The organism is Sneathiella sp. D3-11, assembly GCF_055809395.1.
Genome location: NZ_CM147911.1, coordinates 925,784 through 944,464, shown reverse-complemented (window position 1 = coordinate 944,464; position 18,681 = coordinate 925,784). Strand labels below are relative to the sequence as shown.

Annotated in this window: 16 protein-coding genes; all 16 read left to right on the top strand. The window is 53.1% G+C overall.

What is annotated here, in order from left to right; all coding sequences use genetic code 11:
* Positions 1 to 120: 120 nt before the first annotated feature.
* The 16 genes from rplJ to rpsC all read left to right on the top strand — a co-directional run bounded on the left by rplJ (position 121) and on the right by rpsC (position 18,673).
* Positions 121 to 630: a 50S ribosomal protein L10 gene (rplJ, locus tag AC0L73_RS05005; RefSeq protein ID WP_473655027.1), complete on the top strand. Its 510-nt coding sequence runs from the start codon at positions 121 to 123 to the stop codon at positions 628 to 630.
* Between the two features lie 60 nt (positions 631 to 690).
* A complete protein-coding gene (rplL, locus tag AC0L73_RS05000; protein WP_227949715.1) occupies positions 691 to 1,071 on the top strand; it encodes a 50S ribosomal protein L7/L12 in 381 nt (126 codons plus the stop codon).
* A gap of 270 nt (positions 1,072 to 1,341) precedes the next feature.
* On the top strand, positions 1,342 to 5,445 hold the full coding sequence (gene rpoB, locus AC0L73_RS04995; RefSeq protein WP_473655026.1) for a DNA-directed RNA polymerase subunit beta: 4,104 nt from the start codon (positions 1,342 to 1,344) through the stop codon (positions 5,443 to 5,445).
* A 121-nt stretch (positions 5,446 to 5,566) separates the two neighbouring features.
* Positions 5,567 to 9,754: a DNA-directed RNA polymerase subunit beta' gene (rpoC, locus tag AC0L73_RS04990; protein ID WP_227949720.1), complete on the top strand. Its 4,188-nt coding sequence runs from the start codon at positions 5,567 to 5,569 to the stop codon at positions 9,752 to 9,754.
* Between the two features lie 429 nt (positions 9,755 to 10,183).
* Positions 10,184 to 10,555 (top strand): 30S ribosomal protein S12, encoded by a 372-nt coding sequence (rpsL, locus tag AC0L73_RS04985; RefSeq protein WP_161316330.1) that lies wholly within the window; start codon positions 10,184 to 10,186, stop codon positions 10,553 to 10,555.
* A 12-nt stretch (positions 10,556 to 10,567) separates the two neighbouring features.
* Entirely contained in the window at positions 10,568 to 11,038 is a 471-nt protein-coding gene (gene rpsG / locus AC0L73_RS04980; protein ID WP_227949722.1) for a 30S ribosomal protein S7, read from the top strand.
* 39 nt (positions 11,039 to 11,077) lie between these two features.
* Positions 11,078 to 13,153, top strand: coding sequence for an elongation factor G (gene fusA, locus AC0L73_RS04975; protein WP_473655025.1), 2,076 nt, complete (start codon positions 11,078 to 11,080; stop codon positions 13,151 to 13,153).
* Between the two features lie 40 nt (positions 13,154 to 13,193).
* Complete coding sequence (gene tuf / locus AC0L73_RS04970) at positions 13,194 to 14,384, top strand: elongation factor Tu (RefSeq protein ID WP_227949701.1); 1,191 nt, start codon at positions 13,194 to 13,196, stop codon at positions 14,382 to 14,384.
* 59 nt (positions 14,385 to 14,443) lie between these two features.
* Entirely contained in the window at positions 14,444 to 14,758 is a 315-nt protein-coding gene (gene rpsJ / locus AC0L73_RS04965) for a 30S ribosomal protein S10 (RefSeq protein WP_161315724.1), read from the top strand.
* A 5-nt stretch (positions 14,759 to 14,763) separates the two neighbouring features.
* Positions 14,764 to 15,528 (top strand): 50S ribosomal protein L3, encoded by a 765-nt coding sequence (gene rplC, locus AC0L73_RS04960; protein WP_473655024.1) that lies wholly within the window; start codon positions 14,764 to 14,766, stop codon positions 15,526 to 15,528.
* Positions 15,529 to 15,540: 12 nt separating this feature from the next.
* The gene (gene rplD / locus AC0L73_RS04955; protein ID WP_473655023.1) at positions 15,541 to 16,161 is read left to right on the top strand and encodes a 50S ribosomal protein L4; all 621 of its coding nucleotides are present in this window, start codon (positions 15,541 to 15,543) and stop codon (positions 16,159 to 16,161) included.
* Positions 16,158 to 16,451 carry a 50S ribosomal protein L23 gene (locus tag AC0L73_RS04950; RefSeq protein ID WP_227949730.1) on the top strand — a complete coding sequence of 98 codons (294 nt, stop codon included), beginning with the start codon at positions 16,158 to 16,160 and terminating at the stop codon, positions 16,449 to 16,451. The genes rplD and AC0L73_RS04950 overlap by 4 nt, the downstream gene beginning before the upstream one ends.
* Before the next feature lie 3 nt (positions 16,452 to 16,454).
* Positions 16,455 to 17,291 (top strand): 50S ribosomal protein L2, encoded by an 837-nt coding sequence (gene rplB / locus AC0L73_RS04945; RefSeq protein WP_227949732.1) that lies wholly within the window; start codon positions 16,455 to 16,457, stop codon positions 17,289 to 17,291.
* Positions 17,292 to 17,301: 10 nt separating this feature from the next.
* Complete coding sequence (rpsS, locus tag AC0L73_RS04940; protein WP_227949734.1) at positions 17,302 to 17,580, top strand: 30S ribosomal protein S19; 279 nt, start codon at positions 17,302 to 17,304, stop codon at positions 17,578 to 17,580.
* A 2-nt stretch (positions 17,581 to 17,582) separates the two neighbouring features.
* Positions 17,583 to 17,963 carry a 50S ribosomal protein L22 gene (gene rplV, locus AC0L73_RS04935; RefSeq protein WP_227949736.1) on the top strand — a complete coding sequence of 127 codons (381 nt, stop codon included), beginning with the start codon at positions 17,583 to 17,585 and terminating at the stop codon, positions 17,961 to 17,963.
* Positions 17,963 to 18,673 carry a 30S ribosomal protein S3 gene (rpsC, locus tag AC0L73_RS04930; protein WP_227949739.1) on the top strand — a complete coding sequence of 237 codons (711 nt, stop codon included), beginning with the start codon at positions 17,963 to 17,965 and terminating at the stop codon, positions 18,671 to 18,673. The genes rplV and rpsC overlap by 1 nt, the downstream gene beginning before the upstream one ends.
* The last annotated feature ends 8 nt before the right edge of the window (positions 18,674 to 18,681 follow it).

Genomic DNA, 18,681 nt, shown 5'->3' with positions numbered 1-18,681 from the left:
CGCTGCTAGTCAGCAATTCAGGTGGACCTGGGACAGTTTAACCGGATCCGGCGTGGCTGGGTTCTAGTGTAAACGGAATGCTTCAAGAGTTTGAGGTATTTCAAAGACTGGAGACGACGAGTGGACCGATCGCAAAAAGAAGCGGTGGTTACCGAACTGAATGGTGTCTTTAACGAGGCAGCTGTGGTTGTTGTCGCTGAATACAGTGGTCTCACTGTGGCGCAAATGACTGAGCTTCGCGTAAAGATGCTGGACGCCGGTGCCAGCTTCAAAGTGACTAAAAATCGGCTTGCGCGTCTCGCTCTTGATGGCACGGACTATAGTTCCCTGTCCGATAAACTGAAGGGTCCTGTGGGCATCGCTTATTCAAGCGATCCCGTCGCGGCGCCGAAAGTTGTTATGGACTATGCAAAGGGAAACGAGAAGTTTGTCGTTATTGGCGGTGCAATGGGCACAACGGAACTCGACCCTGCCGGGGTCAAGTCTCTTGCGAGCCTGCCGTCATTGGACGAACTTCGTGGAAAGCTGGTCGGGTTGCTGCAGGCGCCTGCGACGAAAATCGCTGGTGTCCTACAAGCTCCTGCTGGTCAGTTGGTCCGTGTCCTGGCGGCGAAAGCCGAACAGGGTTAGATGTAATAGCCAGTTAATATTGAAACTAAACCGCTAGGTTTACCTGAGGAGAATAGTACAATGGCCGATCTCGAAAAGATTGCCGAAGATCTTTCCAGCCTGACAGTGCTGGAAGCAGCAGAACTTGCAAAACTTCTGGAAGAAAAATGGGGCGTTTCTGCTGCGGCACCGGTTGCAGCTGCTGCGGCTCCGGGCGCAGGTGGTGGCGACGCCGCTGCTGCTGAAGAAAAAGACGAATTTGACGTTATTCTTGCCGCTGCTGGCGAAAAGAAAATCAACGTCATTAAAGAGGTTCGTGCGATCACGGGTCTTGGTCTTAAGGAAGCAAAAGACCTCGTTGAAGGTGCACCGAAAGCCGTTAAGGAAGGCGCACCAAAAGACGAAGCTAACAAAATTAAAGAACAGCTCGAAGGCGCAGGCGCAACTGTTGAACTCAAATAATCAGTTGCGATGTAGCGACCTTTGGGTAGCTAAGGTTACAACGGGGAAGGCGGCTTTTGCTGCCTTCCCCGCAGCCGCTTTCTAAGCAGGCAAGCGGCTGTCCGGCGGGAATTTAATCACGTGGCGTCTCCAACGGCCTTAAGTTTGGAGAAGAATTTGCAGGAATTTCAAGAGATTAGATCATTTTCTCTGATTTCAGGAAAATCCGGCTCGCAGCCTTTTTAACAAAGGTTGTTTTTTAGTTGGCCAAGAAACATACGGGGATTTGGCATGGGCATATTGCAGTCGTTCACCGGTCGCAAGCGCGTTCGTAAAAACTTTGGAAGCATTGAGGCGGCAACAGAAATGCCGAACTTGATTGAGGTACAGAAAACCTCTTACGATGCGTTTTTAATGCAAGACACGCCGCCCGATGCGCGCGGCGACGAAGGTCTTCAATCCGTTTTCAAATCCGTTTTTCCAATCAAGGATTTTGCCGATACGGCAAGCCTTGAATTTGTTTCCTATGAATTTGAAACTCCGAAGTATGACGAAGAAGAATGTCAGCAGCGTGGCATGACCTTTGGCGCGCCGCTAAAAGCGACGCTGCGCCTGATCGTCTTTGAAGTGGATCCGGATACAGAAGCGAAATCTGTCCTCGATATCAAGGAACAGAGCGTCTACATGGGCGATATGCCGCTTATGACGGATAAAGGTACATTCATCATTAACGGCACAGAGCGTGTGATCGTTTCCCAGATGCACCGTAGCCCCGGAGTGTTCTTCGACCATGACAAGGGTAAAACCCATGCCAGTGGCAAGCTCCTGTTTGCGGCGCGCGTAATTCCTTACCGTGGTTCATGGCTTGATTTCGAGTTCGACGCGAAAGACATCGTTCATGTTCGTATCGACCGTCGTCGCAAGCTACCGGTTACGGCGCTTCTGCAGGCGCTTGATATGAGTCATGAGGATATTCTGAGCTATTTCTACGATCGCGTAGATTATAAGTTGGAAAAGAAGGGCTGGCGGACACCGTTCAACGTGGATCGGGTTCGTGGCAGTCGCCTGATCCGTGATCTTGTTGACGCGGATACTCAGAAAGTCGTCGCTGAAGCAGGCACGAAAATTACTCAGCGCCTCGCCAATAAATTGATGGACGAAGGCCTGAAAGACATGCTTGTCGGTCATCTTGATCTCGTGGGTCGCTTCATTGCGGAAGACTTGGTCAATGAAAAAACTGGTGAAGTTCTGGTTGAGGCTGGCGAAGAGTTGACAGAAGCTCTTATCGATCAACTCGAAGCTTCCGGATTCAAGGAAATTCCGACACTCGATATCGATAATGTGAATGTTGGCCCATACATCCGTAATACGCTTGCCGTAGACAAGAGCAGCACCCGTGATCAGGCGTTGGTTGATATCTACCGTGTGATGCGCCCGGGTGAGCCACCGACCGAGGAAACGGCCGAAGCTTTGTTCAAGGGCCTCTTCTTTGATTCGGAACGCTACGATCTATCTGCTGTTGGCCGGGTGAAGATGAACCTTCGCCTTGACCTCGATGCGGAAGACACCGTGCGGGTTCTGCGTAAAGAAGACATTCTTGCCGTCGTGAAAACCCTGGTCCGCCTGAAAGACGGCCACGGGGAAACTGACGATATCGATAACCTCGGCAACCGGCGTGTTCGCTCCGTTGGTGAGTTGATGGAAAATCAGTACCGTATTGGACTGCTCCGCATGGAGCGTGCCATTCGGGAACGGATGAGTTCGGTTGAGATTGACACCGTCATGCCGCATGACTTGATCAATGCGAAACCGGCGGCTGCTGCGGTGCGTGAATTCTTTGGCTCCAGCCAGCTCAGCCAGTTTATGGACCAAACAAATCCGCTGTCGGAAATTACCCATAAGCGTCGTCTATCCGCGCTTGGCCCGGGCGGCCTGACCCGCGAGCGGGCCGGCTTTGAAGTTCGGGACGTGCATCCGACCCATTATGGTCGAATTTGCCCGATTGAAACGCCGGAAGGGCCGAATATTGGTCTGATCAACTCGCTTGCGACCTTTGCACGAGTGAACAAGTATGGCTTTATTGAAAGCCCGTATCAGCGTGTGGAAAATGGCAAGCTGACCGGTGATGTTAAATATCTCTCGGCGATGGAAGAAAGCAAGCATACCATCTCTCAGGCCAACGCGGCTCTGGATGAAAACGGTATGTTTACCGAGGATTTTGTGCGTTGCCGGGCGCAGGGCGAATATGTCGTCGCCAAGCCTGAAGATGTCACCTATATCGACGTGTCGCCAAAACAGCTGGTGTCCGTCGGTGCGGCGCTTATCCCTTTCCTTGAAAACGACGATGCGAACCGCGCCCTTATGGGTTCGAACATGCAACGTCAGGCGGTTCCGCTCCTGCGGGCCGAGGCTCCATTTGTTGGTACTGGTATGGAAGAGCGGGTTGCGCGCGATTCCGGTGTTGCGACGGTCGCCAAACGGGCCGGTATTGTCGATCAGGTGGATGCCACCCGTATCGTCATTCGTGCAACAGAGGAGGAAGACCTCAGCAAGTCTGGTGTCGATATTTATAACCTGCTGAAATTCCAGCGGTCGAACCAGAATACCTGTATCACCCAGCGGCCCTTGGTGAAGGTCGGCGACAAGGTGGACGCTGGCGATATTATCTGTGACGGACCGTCTACGGATCTTGGTGAATTGGCGCTTGGCAGGAACGTGCTGGTCGCGTTTATGCCGTGGAATGGGTATAACTTCGAAGACTCGATTCTCATCTCCGAACGGATTGTGAAGGATGACGTCTTCACCTCGATCCATATCGAGGAATTCGAGGTTATGGCACGGGATACGAAGCTTGGCCCGGAAGAAATTACCCGCGATATTCCGAACGTCGGTGAAGAGGGGCTTAAAAACCTCGACGAAGCCGGTATCGTTTATGTTGGTGCGGAAATCCAGCCTGGTGATATTCTTGTTGGCAAGATCACGCCGAAGGGTGAAAGCCCGATGACGCCGGAAGAAAAACTCTTGCGCGCCATCTTCGGTGAAAAGGCATCCGATGTTCGTGATACCTCCCTGCGATTGCCTCCGGGTGTTGCCGGTACGGTCGTTGAGGTGCGCGTCTTTAACCGCCATGGCGTTGAGAAGGACGAGCGTGCGCTCGCCATCGAACGCGATGAGATCGAACATCTGGCAAAAGACCGCGATGACGAAAAAGCCATTCTGGAACGGACAATTTATGACCGCCTGAAAGGTCTGCTTGTCTCTCAGAAAGTTGCCTCTGGCCCGAGCGAGTTCAAGGCTGGCGAGGAAATCGCGTCCGAGAAGCTGATGGACCTGCACCCAGGTGTCTGGTGGCAGATCAGTGTCAAGGACGACGGCGCCATGGAGAAAATCGAGCAACTCAAGAAGCAGTATGACGAAGCAATCGGTGGCTTGCGTGCTCGCTTTGAGAACAAGGTCGACAAGCTACAGCGCGGTGATGAGTTGCCACCAGGGGTGATGAAGATGGTTAAAGTCTTTGTTGCTGTGAAGCGCAAGCTTCAGCCTGGTGACAAGATGGCCGGTCGTCATGGTAACAAGGGTGTTATCTCCCGGATCTTGCCTGAAGAGGATATGCCGTATCTTGAAGACGGGAAGCCTGTTGATATCGTGCTGAACCCACTTGGCGTGCCATCACGTATGAACGTTGGACAGATTCTGGAAACGCATCTCGGTTGGGCCAGCCATGGTATTGGCACCCAGATTACTGAGATCATGACCCGTATCCGCCTTGGCGCTACTGACTTGAACCCACTTAAGTCCAAGCTACAAGAGGTCTATGGCGACGAAGAGTATGAGGAAAAAATCTCCGGCATGTCCGATGAGCAGTTCCTTGAACTCGGTGGTAACCTCACCAACGGTGTGCCGATGGCGACTCCGGTTTTTGACGGTGCCAAGGAAGATGATATTAACCGTCTTCTTGAGGTCGCAGGTCTTGATACTTCCGGTCAGGTCACACTTGTTGACGGCCGGACGGGCGAGACCTTTGATCGGAAGGTGACGGTGGGCTATATCTATATGCTGAAACTGCATCATCTGGTCGATGACAAGATCCATGCACGGTCAATTGGACCCTACAGCTTGGTTACTCAGCAGCCGCTAGGCGGTAAGGCGCAGTTCGGCGGACAGCGTTTCGGTGAGATGGAAGTTTGGGCCCTGCAGGCCTATGGCGCCGCCTACACCCTGCAGGAAATGCTGACCGTCAAGTCGGACGACGTGGCAGGCCGGACGAAAGTCTATGAAGCCATTGTCCGTGGTGACGATACGTTTGAAGCCGGTATTCCGGAAAGCTTCAACGTTCTGGTCAAGGAAATGCGATCCTTGTGCCTGAATGTCGAACTTTCACAGATTGGTTACTGATTGAGTTGGTCCCGGGTCATTCCGGGACCAATTGATACGTTGGTCACAGACAGTTATTTTTTAAAGGCCGCTTTATCGAGCGCCTCCCGGGGACCCCGGGGTTTAAAAGGAGAGATGGTCCATGAATGAGTTGATGAACCTTTTTGGTCAGCCACAGGGCACTCAGGCTTTTGATGAAATCCGAATTTCTATCGCCTCGCCGGAACGGATCCGGTCTTGGTCGTTCGGTGAAATCAAAAAACCCGAAACCATCAATTACCGAACTTTCAAGCCAGAAAAAGACGGTCTTTTCTGCGCGCGGATTTTTGGTCCGATCAAGGATTATGAATGCCTGTGCGGTAAGTACAAGCGGATGAAATACCGCGGGATTACCTGCGAAAAATGTGGCGTAGAGGTTACCCTGTCGAAGGTTCGCCGCGAACGCATGGCGCATATCGAACTGGCATCGCCGGTTGCGCATATCTGGTTTCTGAAATCACTTCCTTCCCGTATCGGTCTTTTGCTCGATATGACATTGAAGGATCTGGAACGCATTCTTTATTTCGAAAACTATGTGGTTGTCGAGCCGGGCTTGTCCCCGCTTAAACAGTTCCAGCTGCTGAGTGAAGAAGAGTTTCTCGACGCGCAGGATGAGTATGGCGAAGACGCTTTCACTGCCAGTATTGGCGCAGAAGCAATCCGCGATATTCTTTCTTCGCTTGATCTGGAATCGATCCGCGATGAAATCCGCGAGGAAATGGCGACGACAACGTCCGAAGCCAAGCCGCGCAAGCTCGCCAAGCGTCTCAAGATCATTGAAGCATTCATGGAATCGGGCAATCGTCCCGAATGGATGATCCTGCAGGTCATTCCGGTCATTCCGCCGGAACTGCGCCCGTTGGTCCCACTTGATGGCGGCCGGTTCGCAACCTCTGACCTCAACGATCTTTATCGCCGGGTAATCAACCGGAACAACCGTTTGAAACGGCTAATCGAGCTGCGCGCGCCGGACATTATTGTCCGGAACGAAAAGCGTATGCTTCAGGAATCTGTTGATGCGCTGTTTGATAACGGCCGCCGCGGTCGGGTGATCACAGGTGCGAACAAGCGTCCGTTGAAATCCCTCTCTGACATGCTGAAAGGCAAGCAGGGCCGATTCCGTCAGAACCTGCTCGGTAAGCGCGTTGACTATTCTGGTCGTTCCGTGATTGTGGTGGGGCCGGAGCTGAAGCTCCATCAATGCGGTTTGCCCAAAAAGATGGCGCTTGAGCTATTCAAGCCCTTTATCTATGCCAAGCTTGAACTTAAGGGCATGGCGGCAACCGTCAAGATGGCGAAGAAGCTGGTCGAGAAGGAACGCCCGGAAGTCTGGGATATCCTCGAAGAGGTTATTCGGGAACATCCGGTTCTTCTTAACCGTGCGCCGACGCTTCACCGTCTTGGTATTCAGGCGTTTGAGCCGGTCCTTATCGAGGGTAAGGCGATCCAGCTTCATCCGCTCGTTTGTACGGCCTTTAACGCCGACTTTGACGGTGACCAGATGGCGGTTCATGTGCCGCTCTCGCTCGAAGCACAGCTTGAAGCCCGCGTTCTCATGATGTCAACCAACAACATCCTGAGCCCGGCAAGTGGCAAGCCGATCATCGTGCCGAGCCAGGACATTGTTCTTGGCATCTATTACTTGACCATGGATATTGCCAATGATCCGGGTGAGGGGATGGTGATTGCCGATGTAGCGGAAGCCCAGCACGCGATCGACAACAAAATTCTGACCCTGCACAGCAAGATCAAAACGCGTATCACAGTCGTACAGGAAGATGGCACGGAAGTCCGCAAAGTCGTGGATACGACCCCGGGCCGGATGCTGATTGAAGAAATTTTGCCCAAAAATGCAAAAATAAGTTTCGATCTGATCAACCGCTTGCTGACCAAGAAGGAAATCACTCAGGTGATTGACGAGGTTTATCGTCATTGCGGTCAGAAAGAGACGGTTATATTCGCCGACAGGATCATGGGCCTCGGCTTTGCGCATGCCTGCCGTGCCGGTATCTCCTTCGGCAAGGATGATATGCGCATCCCCGAATCCAAGGACAAGCTTGTTGAGGATACCCGTAAACTCGCCGAGGAGTATGAACGCCAGTATTATGATGGTCTGATCACTCAGGGTGAGAAGTACAACAAGGTAATCGATGCCTGGTCACAATGTACGGATCGTGTCGCTGACGAGATGATGAAAGTCATTGAAGCGGTGGAAATGGACGAAAATGATCGTCAGGTTGGCATTAACTCTATCTTTATGATGGCCAACTCTGGTGCCCGTGGTTCCGCAGCCCAGATGAAACAGCTTGCCGGTATGCGTGGCCTGATGGCGAAACCGTCTGGTGAAATTATCGAGACGCCAATTATCTCCAACTTTAAGGAGGGGTTGAGCGTTCTTGAATATTTCAACTCCACCCATGGTGCCCGTAAGGGTCTGGCGGATACCGCACTGAAGACCGCAAACTCCGGTTATCTGACCCGCCGGTTGGTGGACGTGGCCCAGGACTGTGTCGTGATCGAAAGAGATTGCGGGACCGAAAATGGTGTGACGGTTCGCGAAGTGGTGGAAGGCAGCGATATTATCGCGACATTGAGCGATCGTCTGCTCGGGCGGACGGCGGCTGTTGATGTTGTCAACCCGACAACCGGCGAAGTGATTGTCGGCGGCGGGGAGATGTTCGACGAAGCAAGCTCGCTTCTTGCGGAAACCTCCGGCGTTGAACAGGTTCTGATCCGTTCGGTTCTCACATGTGAGACCAAGGGCGGTATCTGCGGTAGCTGTTATGGTCGTGATCTTGCGCGCGGAACGCCTGTCAATATTGGCGAGGCCGTGGGCGTTATCGCTGCCCAGTCAATTGGTGAGCCGGGTACCCAGCTTACTATGCGGACGTTCCATATTGGGGGGACGGCGCAGGTGGCGGAAGTCTCCTCCATCGAAGCTTCCCATGAAGGTACGATCAAGATTGAAAACCGGAATGTTGTTGTGAACAGCAGCGGCAATCCGATTGTCATGGGCCGGAACTCGGAATTGGTTCTGGTCGACGATAACAATCGTGAAAGAGCACGTCATCGGGTTGCATATGGCACACGACTGATGGTTGACGAAGGTGCGAAGGTCAGTCAAGGAGACAAGCTTGCTCAGTGGGATCCGTTCACTACACCAGTGATCACGGAGCTTGAGGGTAAGGTTAGCTATAAAGACCTTGTCTCCGGTGTTTCCATGGCCGAGCAGGTCGACGAAGCAACTGGTATTGCTCGGAAAATTGTCGTTGACTGGAAATCCCAGCCGAAAGGCAGCGATCTTCGCCCGCGCATTACCCTGCGTGGTGATGATGGCGAACTTCTTACTCTTCCGAGCGGTCATGAGGCCCGTTACTTCCTTCCGGTGGATGCTATTCTGTCGGTTGAAGACGGGGCGGATGTTCAGGCTGGTGACGTTCTGGCGCGTATTCCGCGTGAAGGTTCCAAGACGAAAGATATTACCGGTGGTCTGCCACGGGTGGCCGAGCTTTTCGAAGCTCGTCGTCCGAAGGACCATGCGATTATCGCCGAGGCGGATGGCTTTGTCGAATTTGGCAAGGACTACAAATCGAAACGTCGTGTGTCGATCCGTCCTGAAGAGGAAGGTGCGGAGCCGGTCGAGTATCTTATTCCAAAGGGCAAGCATCTTGCGGTCAATGAGGGCGACTATGTTCGGGTCGGCGATTACCTCCTCGATGGGAATCCAGCGCCGCATGACATTCTGAAAGTTCTGGGTGTTGAGGCGCTTGCAAACTTCCTGATTAATGAAATTCAGGACGTTTATCGTCTGCAGGGCGTGAAGATCAACGATAAGCATATCGAAGTGATCTGCCGTCAAATGCTGCAGAAGATCGAGATTGAGAAGCAGGGCGAGAGCTCCTTCCTGATCGGCGAGCATATCGATCGTGAAGAGTTTGAAGGGCAGAATGAGAAACTTGTCGCGGCCGGTAAAGCACCGGCAGAAGGCAGCCCGATTCTGCTCGGTATCACGAAAGCCAGCCTGCAAACAAATTCTTTCATCTCGGCCGCGTCCTTCCAGGAAACGACACGGGTTCTGACGGAAGCGTCTGTTGCCGGCAAGAAGGATACGCTGATGGGTCTGAAAGAGAACGTCATCGTTGGTCGTCTGATCCCGGCGGGTACGGGTTCCCAGATGAACCGCCTGAAAATGGTGGCAGCGAAACGCGACAAGGAAATTCAGGATAACGCCGAAGCGGCGGCGAGTAAGCTTGAGTCGGCAGGAACAGCAGAAGCCTCTGTCGCGGAATAGTGCCTAAAGAATCAGTCTTTTTGATGTGGTGAGCCACGCCATAAAGACGGAAAAAGGGAAGCGGCGCCTCTCAACGGGCGCCGTTTTCTGTTAACCCGATACATATTTAACGATCTAGCGCGGCAAAATCATATGCATGATCAAGGAATCGCCCTATTTTCCTCCAAATTGAGGGTGAGGGGAGGTCTAAGTTGGCGGCATAAAGAGATTAACGAAAATGCAATCTTTTCTGCTTGACTGCATAGGGCCTCGCCCATATATTGCGCGCTCCTGACAGCAGTCGTGTACTAAATTTTCCGTGTGTCGTCAGGATTTTGAAAAAAACACACGTGTTAAGTCTCTTCGGGTGGACGCAAAAAACCTGACCGCGAGCAGAGCCGCAGCTGCACGCGGCTGTTCTGTTTGCGGCAACGCATGATAGGAAGAAGAATGCCTACTATTAATCAGCTGATTAGAAACCCCCGCAAGGCGCCGGTTTCGCGCAATAAAGTGCCCGCCATGGAGGCGTGCCCGCAGAAACGTGGTGTTTGCACGAGAGTTTATACGACGACTCCGAAAAAGCCGAACTCCGCTTTGCGTAAGGTCGCACGTGTGCGCCTGACCAATGGATTCGAAGTGACGAGCTATATTCCGGGTGAGGGTCATAACCTTCAGGAGCATTCAGTTGTTCTGATCCGTGGTGGTCGTGTAAAGGATTTGCCGGGTGTTCGTTATCATATCATTCGTGGTGTGCTGGATACGCAAGGGATTGCGGATCGTCGCCAGCGTCGCTCCAAATATGGCGCGAAGAAGCCGAAATAAGGAATTTAATATATGTCACGTCGTCACGCAGCTGAAAAACGCGAAGTTCTCCCTGACGCCAAATTTGGGGATGTTGTTCTGACCAAGTTCATGAACTCCCTCATGTTTGATGGGAAAAAATCTACCGCCGAGGGCATTGTCTATGGTGCTTTTGACGTAATTGAAAAGAAGACCGGTTCAAGCCCCGTGGAAGTTTTCCATGAAGCGCTCGACAAGGTGAAGCCGGATATCGAAGTGCGGTCCCGTCGTGTGGGTGGCGCTACGTATCAGGTGCCTGTCGAAGTTCGTTCGGAACGCGGTCAGGCTCTTGCCATCCGTTGGTTGATCTCAAGCGCTCGTAAGCGCTCTGAGGTGACGATGGTGGATCGTCTTTCCGGGGAAATTCTTGATGCATCAAACGAACGTGGTGGTGCCGTCAAGAAACGTGAAGATACACATAAAATGGCGGAAGCGAACCGTGCGTTCGCCCATTACCGCTGGTAATTGAATTTAACGACGCAAGCTTGATCTAGGATTTCAGACATGGCACGCACAACGCCCATCGAAAGATACCGCAACATTGGGATTATGGCCCATATTGACGCGGGTAAGACGACAACCACGGAACGTATTCTGTACTACACAGGTGTGTCTCACAAAATCGGTGAGGTGCATGATGGTGCGGCGACTATGGACTGGATGGAGCAGGAACAGGAGCGCGGTATCACGATTACGTCTGCTGCGACGACTTGTTTCTGGAAAGATCACCGTATCAACATCATTGATACTCCCGGCCATGTTGACTTCACAATTGAAGTAGAGCGGTCTTTGCGGGTGCTCGATGGTGCGGTCGCCGTATTTGATGGCGTTGCTGGTGTTGAGCCGCAGTCCGAGACTGTTTGGCGTCAGGCTGATAAGTATCGCGTGCCGCGTATGTGTTTCGTCAACAAAATGGATCGTACCGGCGCAGACTTTTACCGTTGCGTTGAAATGTTCAAGACCCGCTTGGGTGCGAAACCGCTCGTGTTGCAGCTCCCTATTGGCTCCGAAGCTGAATTCGAGGGTGTGGTTGATCTGATCAAGATGCAGGAAGTCGTCTGGACGGGTGAAGAAATGGGCGCGTCTTTCGAGTACCGCGACATTCGCCCCGAACTTGCCGATAAGGCCGCTGAGTATCACGAAGTCATGGTTGAGACGGCCATTGAGATGGATGAAGCGGTTCTTGAAGCTTATCTTGAAGGCGAGGAGCCGAGCGAGGAGACTTTGCGCGCTTGTATTCGTAAAGGTACGCTGGCCGCGACTTTCGTGCCGGTCCTGACTGGAACGGCGTTTAAGAACAAAGGTGTTCAGCCGCTCTTGGATGCTGTGATCGAATTCATGCCGTCGCCGACGGACATCGGTGGTACGCACGGTATTGACGTTAAAACCGAAGAGGATATCGAGCGTCTTCCCTCAGACGATCAGCCTTTTGCTGGCTTGGCGTTTAAGGTGATGACCGACCCCTTTGTTGGTTCTTTGACATTCGTTCGTGTTTATTCCGGTGTGCTTGAAGCGGGTACGCAAACATTGAATTCTGTCAAGAACAGCCGCGAGCGTGTTGGCCGTATGCTGCAGATGCATGCAAACAGTCGAGAAGATGTGAAAGAAGCTCGCGCTGGTGACATTGTCGCCATTGCAGGTCTGAAGGATACGACGACAGGTGATACGCTTTGCGACTCATCCAAGCCGGTCATTCTGGAGCGGATGGAGTTTCCGGAGCCTGTGATCGAGATTGCGGTTGAGCCCAAAACCAAGACCGACCAGGAAAAAATGGGTGTTGCCCTTAATCGTCTTGCTAAAGAAGATCCGTCTTTCCGGGTTTCTTCAGACATAGAAAGCGGTCAGACGATTATTAAGGGAATGGGTGAGTTGCATCTCGACATTATTGTCGATCGCATGAAGCGCGAGTTTGGTGTTGAAGCTAACATTGGTGCGCCTCAGGTGGCGTATCGTGAAAGCATTACGCGCGAAGCAGAGCTCGACTACACTCATAAGAAGCAGTCCGGTGGTTCTGGTCAGTTCGCTCGCATCAAGATTGTAGCCAAGCCAGGCGAGCCGGGCGCGGGTTTCACTTTCAGCGATACTATTACCGGTGGTTCGGTGCCGAAGGAATATATTCCAGGCGTTGAAAAAGGTATTCGCGATATTGTCGAGACCGGTGTGCTTGCGGGTTTCCCGCTCATCGATGTGGATGTCACCCTTATTGACGGTGCCTATCATGACGTCGATAGCTCGGTCATGGCCTTTGAAATTGCGGGTCGGGCGGCAATGCGTGAAATTGCCCCGAAAGCCGGCCTTCGCCTGCTGGAACCGATGATGAAGGTCGAGATTGTGACGCCGGACGAGTATATCGGTGATGTGATGGGCGACTTGAACAGTCGCCGCGGTCAGGTGACCGGAACCGAACCGCGCGGTGTCGCGCAAGTCGTTAATGCCATGGTGCCACTTGCCAACATGTTTGGCTATGTGAACAACCTGCGCTCCCAGACACAGGGTCGCGCTACCTTTTCCATGGTGTTTGATCATTATGAACCAGTGCCACAACACGTATCAGACGAAGTTCTGGCGAAGTTGGCGTAACGCAATTAGCTGAGGCAGCCGGAAATAACGGAGAGATAAAATGGCCAAAGAGAAATTTGATCGTAGTAAACCGCATGTAAACATTGGAACGATTGGTCATGTTGACCATGGTAAGACGACGCTGACGGCGGCGATTACGAAAGTTCTGGCAGAGCAGAGCGGGGGTGCTGCGTTTGCGTTTGACGAAATTGACAAGGCGCCGGAAGAGAAGGCGCGCGGTATCACGATTTCGACAGCCCATGTTGAATATGAGACGGCGAACCGTCACTATGCGCATGTGGATTGCCCGGGCCATGCTGACTATGTGAAGAACATGATCACGGGTGCGGCGCAGATGGACGGCGCGATCCTGGTTGTGTCTGCAAACGACGGCCCGATGCCCCAGACACGCGAGCATATCCTGCTGGCCCGTCAGGTTGGTGTTCCGGCGCTTGTCGTCTTCATGAACAAGGTTGACCTTGTCGATGATGAAGAGCTGATCGAACTTGTTGAAATGGAAATCCGCGAGCTTCTGTCCGAGTATGATTTCCCGGGCGACGATATTCCGATCATTGGCGGTTCTGCACTTGCCGCTCTTGAAGGCCGGGATGACGAAATCGGCAAGGAAGCGATCCTGAAGCTGATGGAAGCGGTTGACGCGTCTATCCCGCAGCCGGAACGTGAGATTGACAAGCCATTCCTGATGCCGATTGAGGATGTGTTCTCGATCTCGGGTCGTGGTACGGTTGTGACCGGTCGTGTTGAAAGCGGCATTGTGAAGGTTGGTGAGGAAATCGAGATTGTCGGCATTCGCCCGACGACGAAGACGACCTGTACGGGCGTTGAGATGTTCCGCAAGCTTCTGGATCAGGGTCAGGCTGGCGACAACGTGGGTGTTCTCCTGCGTGGTACGAAGCGTGAAGATGTTGAGCGCGGCCAGGTTCTGGCGCATCCGGGATCAATTACCCCGCATACGAAGTTCAAGGCAGAAGCCTACATCCTGACGAAGGAAGAGGGCGGTCGTCATACACCATTCTTCACGAACTATCGTCCGCAGTTCTACTTCCGGACGACGGACGTGACGGGTGTTGTGTCTCTTCCCGATGGGACGGAGATGGTGATGCCAGGTGACAATGTGACAATGGATGTCGAGCTGATTGCTCCGATCGCCATGGATGAAGGTCTGCGCTTCGCCATTCGCGAAGGCGGCCGTACCGTCGGCGCTGGCGTCGTCGCATCCGTAACCGAATAAGTTAATTTTGACAGCCCCTTGTGGGGCTGTCTTGTTTCTCTTCTGGAGTGACCAGAGTAATGGAAAACCAAAATATCCGCATCCGCCTGAAAGCGTATGATCATCGTGTTCTCGATGCTTCGACAGGTGAAATTGTAAATACGGCCAAGCGCACGGGTGCTCAGGTTCGTGGACCTATTCCGCTGCCGACGCATATCGATAAATATACGGTCCTGCGCGGCCCGCATATTGACAAGAAGTCGCGGGAACAGTTCGAAATCCGGACCCATAAGCGGCTTTTGGATATCGTTGAGCCGACACCGCAGACGGTGGACGCACTGATGAAACTGGACCTCGCCGCAGGCGTCGATGTGTCCATCAAATTGTTGGGGTGATCGAAATGCGTAGTGGATTGATCGCAAAGAAACTGGGGATGACCCGGGTTTTCGCGGAAGACGGGACCCATATTCCGGTAACCGTTCTTGCTGTTGATAACTGTCAGGTCGTCGCTCACCGGACAACTGAGACTCATGGTTATAACGCCATGCAGCTCGGGGTTGGCAAGGCAAAGGTCAAGAACGTCAATAAGGCGTTGCGCGGCCATTTTGCCAAGGCAGAAGTTGAGCCGAAAATGAAACTGGCTGAGTTTCGTATTGAGGGTGATGGCTTCGTCGATGTTGGTGCGGAAATCACGGCGGATCATTTTGTGTCTGATCAGTTTGTTGATGTTGTGGGCACCAGTATCGGTAAAGGTTTTGCCGGCGCCATGAAGCGCCATAATTTCGGCGGCATGCGGGCCACTCATGGTGTGTCCGTATCCCATCGTGCGCATGGTTCTACTGGTCAGTGTCAGGATCCGGGCAAGGTCTTCAAGGGTAAGAAGATGGCCGGTCACATGGGTGCGGCACGGGTTACGACGCAGAATTTGAAAGTGGTCTCAACGGATAAGGATCGCGGATTGGTTCTTATCAGGGGTGCCGTTCCAGGTTCCAAAGGATCCTGGGTCTTTGTCGCGGATGCCGTGAAAAAGGCGCGTCATAGCGATGCCCCTTATCCGGCCGCATTTGTTGCAAAGGGTGGAAAGCCAGAGCCAGTTGAAGAAACAGCTCAGGCTGATACGCCTGCCGAAGAGACTGTCGCCGCCGATACGGCGACGGAAGAATAAGGGACGGCTCAGATGAAGGTAAATGTAATTAACCTCGACAACAAAAAGGCCGGTGATATTGAGCTGGCTGATGAGGTCTTTGGCTTGGCGCCGCGCGCCGACCTGCTGCAACGCATGGTTCGCTATCAGCTGGCGTCGCGCCGGTCTGGCACCCATAAGACAAAGGGTGTTGCGGAAGTTTCTGGCACCGGTCAGAAGCCGTTCAACCAAAAAGGCACTGGTCGTGCCCGTCAGGGTCAGAAGCGTAACCCGATTCAGCGCGGTGGTGGTGTAGCCCATGGCCCGGTTGTTCGCAGCCACGCCCATGACCTGCCGAAAAAGGTTCGTAAACTGGCCCTGAAGACAGCGCTTTCCGCCAAACAGGCAGAAGGAAAGCTAGTCGTCGTGGACGAGTTGAATGCCAAGGGCATCAAGACCAAGGATATGGCCGTGAAGTTCAAGGCGCTCGGTTGGGATTCGATCCTGATCGTGGATGGGGCGGAAATGGAAAAGAACTTTGCTCTTTCCACCCGCAACCTGCCGAAAGTGGACTTGCTGACGTCAAGCGGCGCTAATGTATATGACATTCTTCGCCGTGACACTCTTGTGCTGACGAAAAGCGCAGTAGAAAGCCTGGAGGCTCGACTGAAATGAACCAGGAAAATCTATATGACATCCTGCTGGGCCCGGTTGTGACTGAAAAGTCAACAATGGGATCAGAGTTTAATCAGGTGACATTCCGTGTCGCACTGGATGCGACGAAACCTCAGATCAAAGAAGCAGTTGAAAAACTCTTCGATGTCAAGGTCACGAACGTGAACACCAACCGCACCAAGGGTAAGGTTAAGCGTTTCCGGGGCCATATTGGCAAACGGTCTGATTACAAGAAGGCAATTGTGACCCTTGCTGAGGGTCAGGCCATCGATGTGACGGCGGGGATTTAGACTATGGCGTTGAAGAATTATAAACCGACAACACCTTCTCAGAGGGGATTGATCCTTGTTGATCGGTCCGACCTGCATAAGGGAAAGCCGGTCAAAGCCCTGACTGAAGGGTTGTCCGGAAATGGTGGTCGCAATAACCACGGCCGGATCACCGCGCGTCGTCGCGGCGGCGGGCATAAGCGGACTTACCGTATCGTGGATTTCAAGCGGAACAAGTTTGATGTCCCGGCAACGGTGGAACGGCTTGAGTATGACCCGAACCGGTCTGCCTTTATCGCGCTGATTCGCTACGAAGATGGCGAGCAGGCGTATATCTTGGCGCCGCAGCGAATTTCTGCGGGTGACAAGGTGATTTCTGGCAAGAATGTCGACATCAAGCCGGGCAACGCGATGCCGATGAAGAACATGCCGGTTGGTACCATCATCCATAATGTGGAGATGAAACCGGGAAAAGGTGGCCAGATGGCACGTGCCGCGGGCACCTATGTTCAACTTATCGGCAAGGATGCGGGTTACGCGCAGCTTCGTCTGGCATCCGGTGAGCAGCGTATTGTTCTCGGTGAATGTATGGCGACGGTTGGAGCGGTTTCCAATCCGGACCAGAAAAACATCAAGCTTGCGAAGGCGGGACGGTCCCGCTGGCTTGGTAAGCGCCCGTCGGTTCGTGGTGTAGCCATGAACCCGGTGGATCATCCACATGGTGGTGGTGAAGGCCGGACTTCCGGTGGTCGTCATCCGGTTTCCCCATGGGGTGTGCCGACGAAGGGTAAACGGACTCGTTCAAACAAGTCCACGGATAAAATGATCATGCGGCGCCGTCCGCTGAAGCGGAAGAAGTAGGAGCGCAAACATGGCACGTTCTGTATGGAAAGGTCCTTTTGTCGACGGCTATCTGCTGAAGAAAGCGGAAGCTGCACGCGAGAGCGGCAGAAAACAAGTAATCAAGATCTGGTCTCGCCGGTCGACAATTCTCCCGCAGTTCGTGGGGCTTACCTTTGGCGTTTATAATGGCCAGAAGTTTGTACCGGTTCTGGTGGATGAAGACATGGTGGGTCACAAGTTTGGGGAATTTTCTCCCTCACGGACATATTACGGCCATGCGGCTGATAAAAAGGCTCGGAGAAATTAATCATGGGTAAAGCGTCACTCACGCGGCAACTTAAAGACACGGAAGCGCGCGCCGTTGGCAATCGCATTCGCGTAAGCCCACAGAAAATGAACCTGGTGGCTAGCCTCATTCGTGGAAAATCTGCTGAAGCGGCATTGACCGAACTCAGTTTTTCCAAACGCGGGATTGCACCGGATGTACGCAAAGTGTTGCAGTCCGCAATTGCGAACGCGGAAAACAACCATCAGCTGGACGTAGATCAGCTCTATGTTTCCGAAGCCTATGTGAGCAAGTCCCTGGTGATGAAGCGCATGCGGCCACGGGGACGGGGGCGTTCAAGCCCGATCCTGAAACCTTTCAGCAATATCACGATTATTGTTCGTGAGCGCGAGGAGCAAGAGTAATGGGTCAAAAAGTAAATCCAATTGGCCTTCGGGTCGGTATCAACCGGACTTGGGATTCACGCTGGTACGCCAAAGATAACTACGCCAAGCTGTTGCATGAAGATGTGCGCATTCGCGAATATCTGGAAAAGCAGCTGGAGCAGGCGGGCATCAGTAAGATCGTGATTGAACGTCCGGCCAAGAAGGCCCGGATCACAATCTATTCGGCGCGCCCGGGTGTCATCATTGGTAAGAAGGGCGCAGATATTGAAAAGCTTCGTTCCGCAATTGCCAAAATGACGAGCTCTGAAGTGCATTTGAATATCGTCGAAGTCCGCAAGCCGGAAATTGATGCGAAGTTGGTTGCTGAGAATATTGGTCAGCAGTTGGCGCGTCGTGTTTCCTATCGTCGGGCGATGAAGCGGGCGGTTCAGTCGGCTCTGCGTCTTGGCGCGGAAGGTATCCGGATCAACTGTGCCGGTCGCTTGGGCGGCGCGGAAATTGCGCGAACGGAATGGTATCGCGAAGGTCGTGTACCACTGCATACACTGCGCGCGAATATTGATTATGGAACCGCTTCGTCCTTGACGACTTATGGGATCATTGGGATCAAGGTCTGGATCTACAAAGGTGAGATTCTGGAGCATGATCCGATGGCTCAGGACAAGATTGCGGAAAAACAACAGGCTGGTGGCCGTCCTGCGGGTCGTCCCGGCTCCCGTCGGAATTAAGTAAAGGG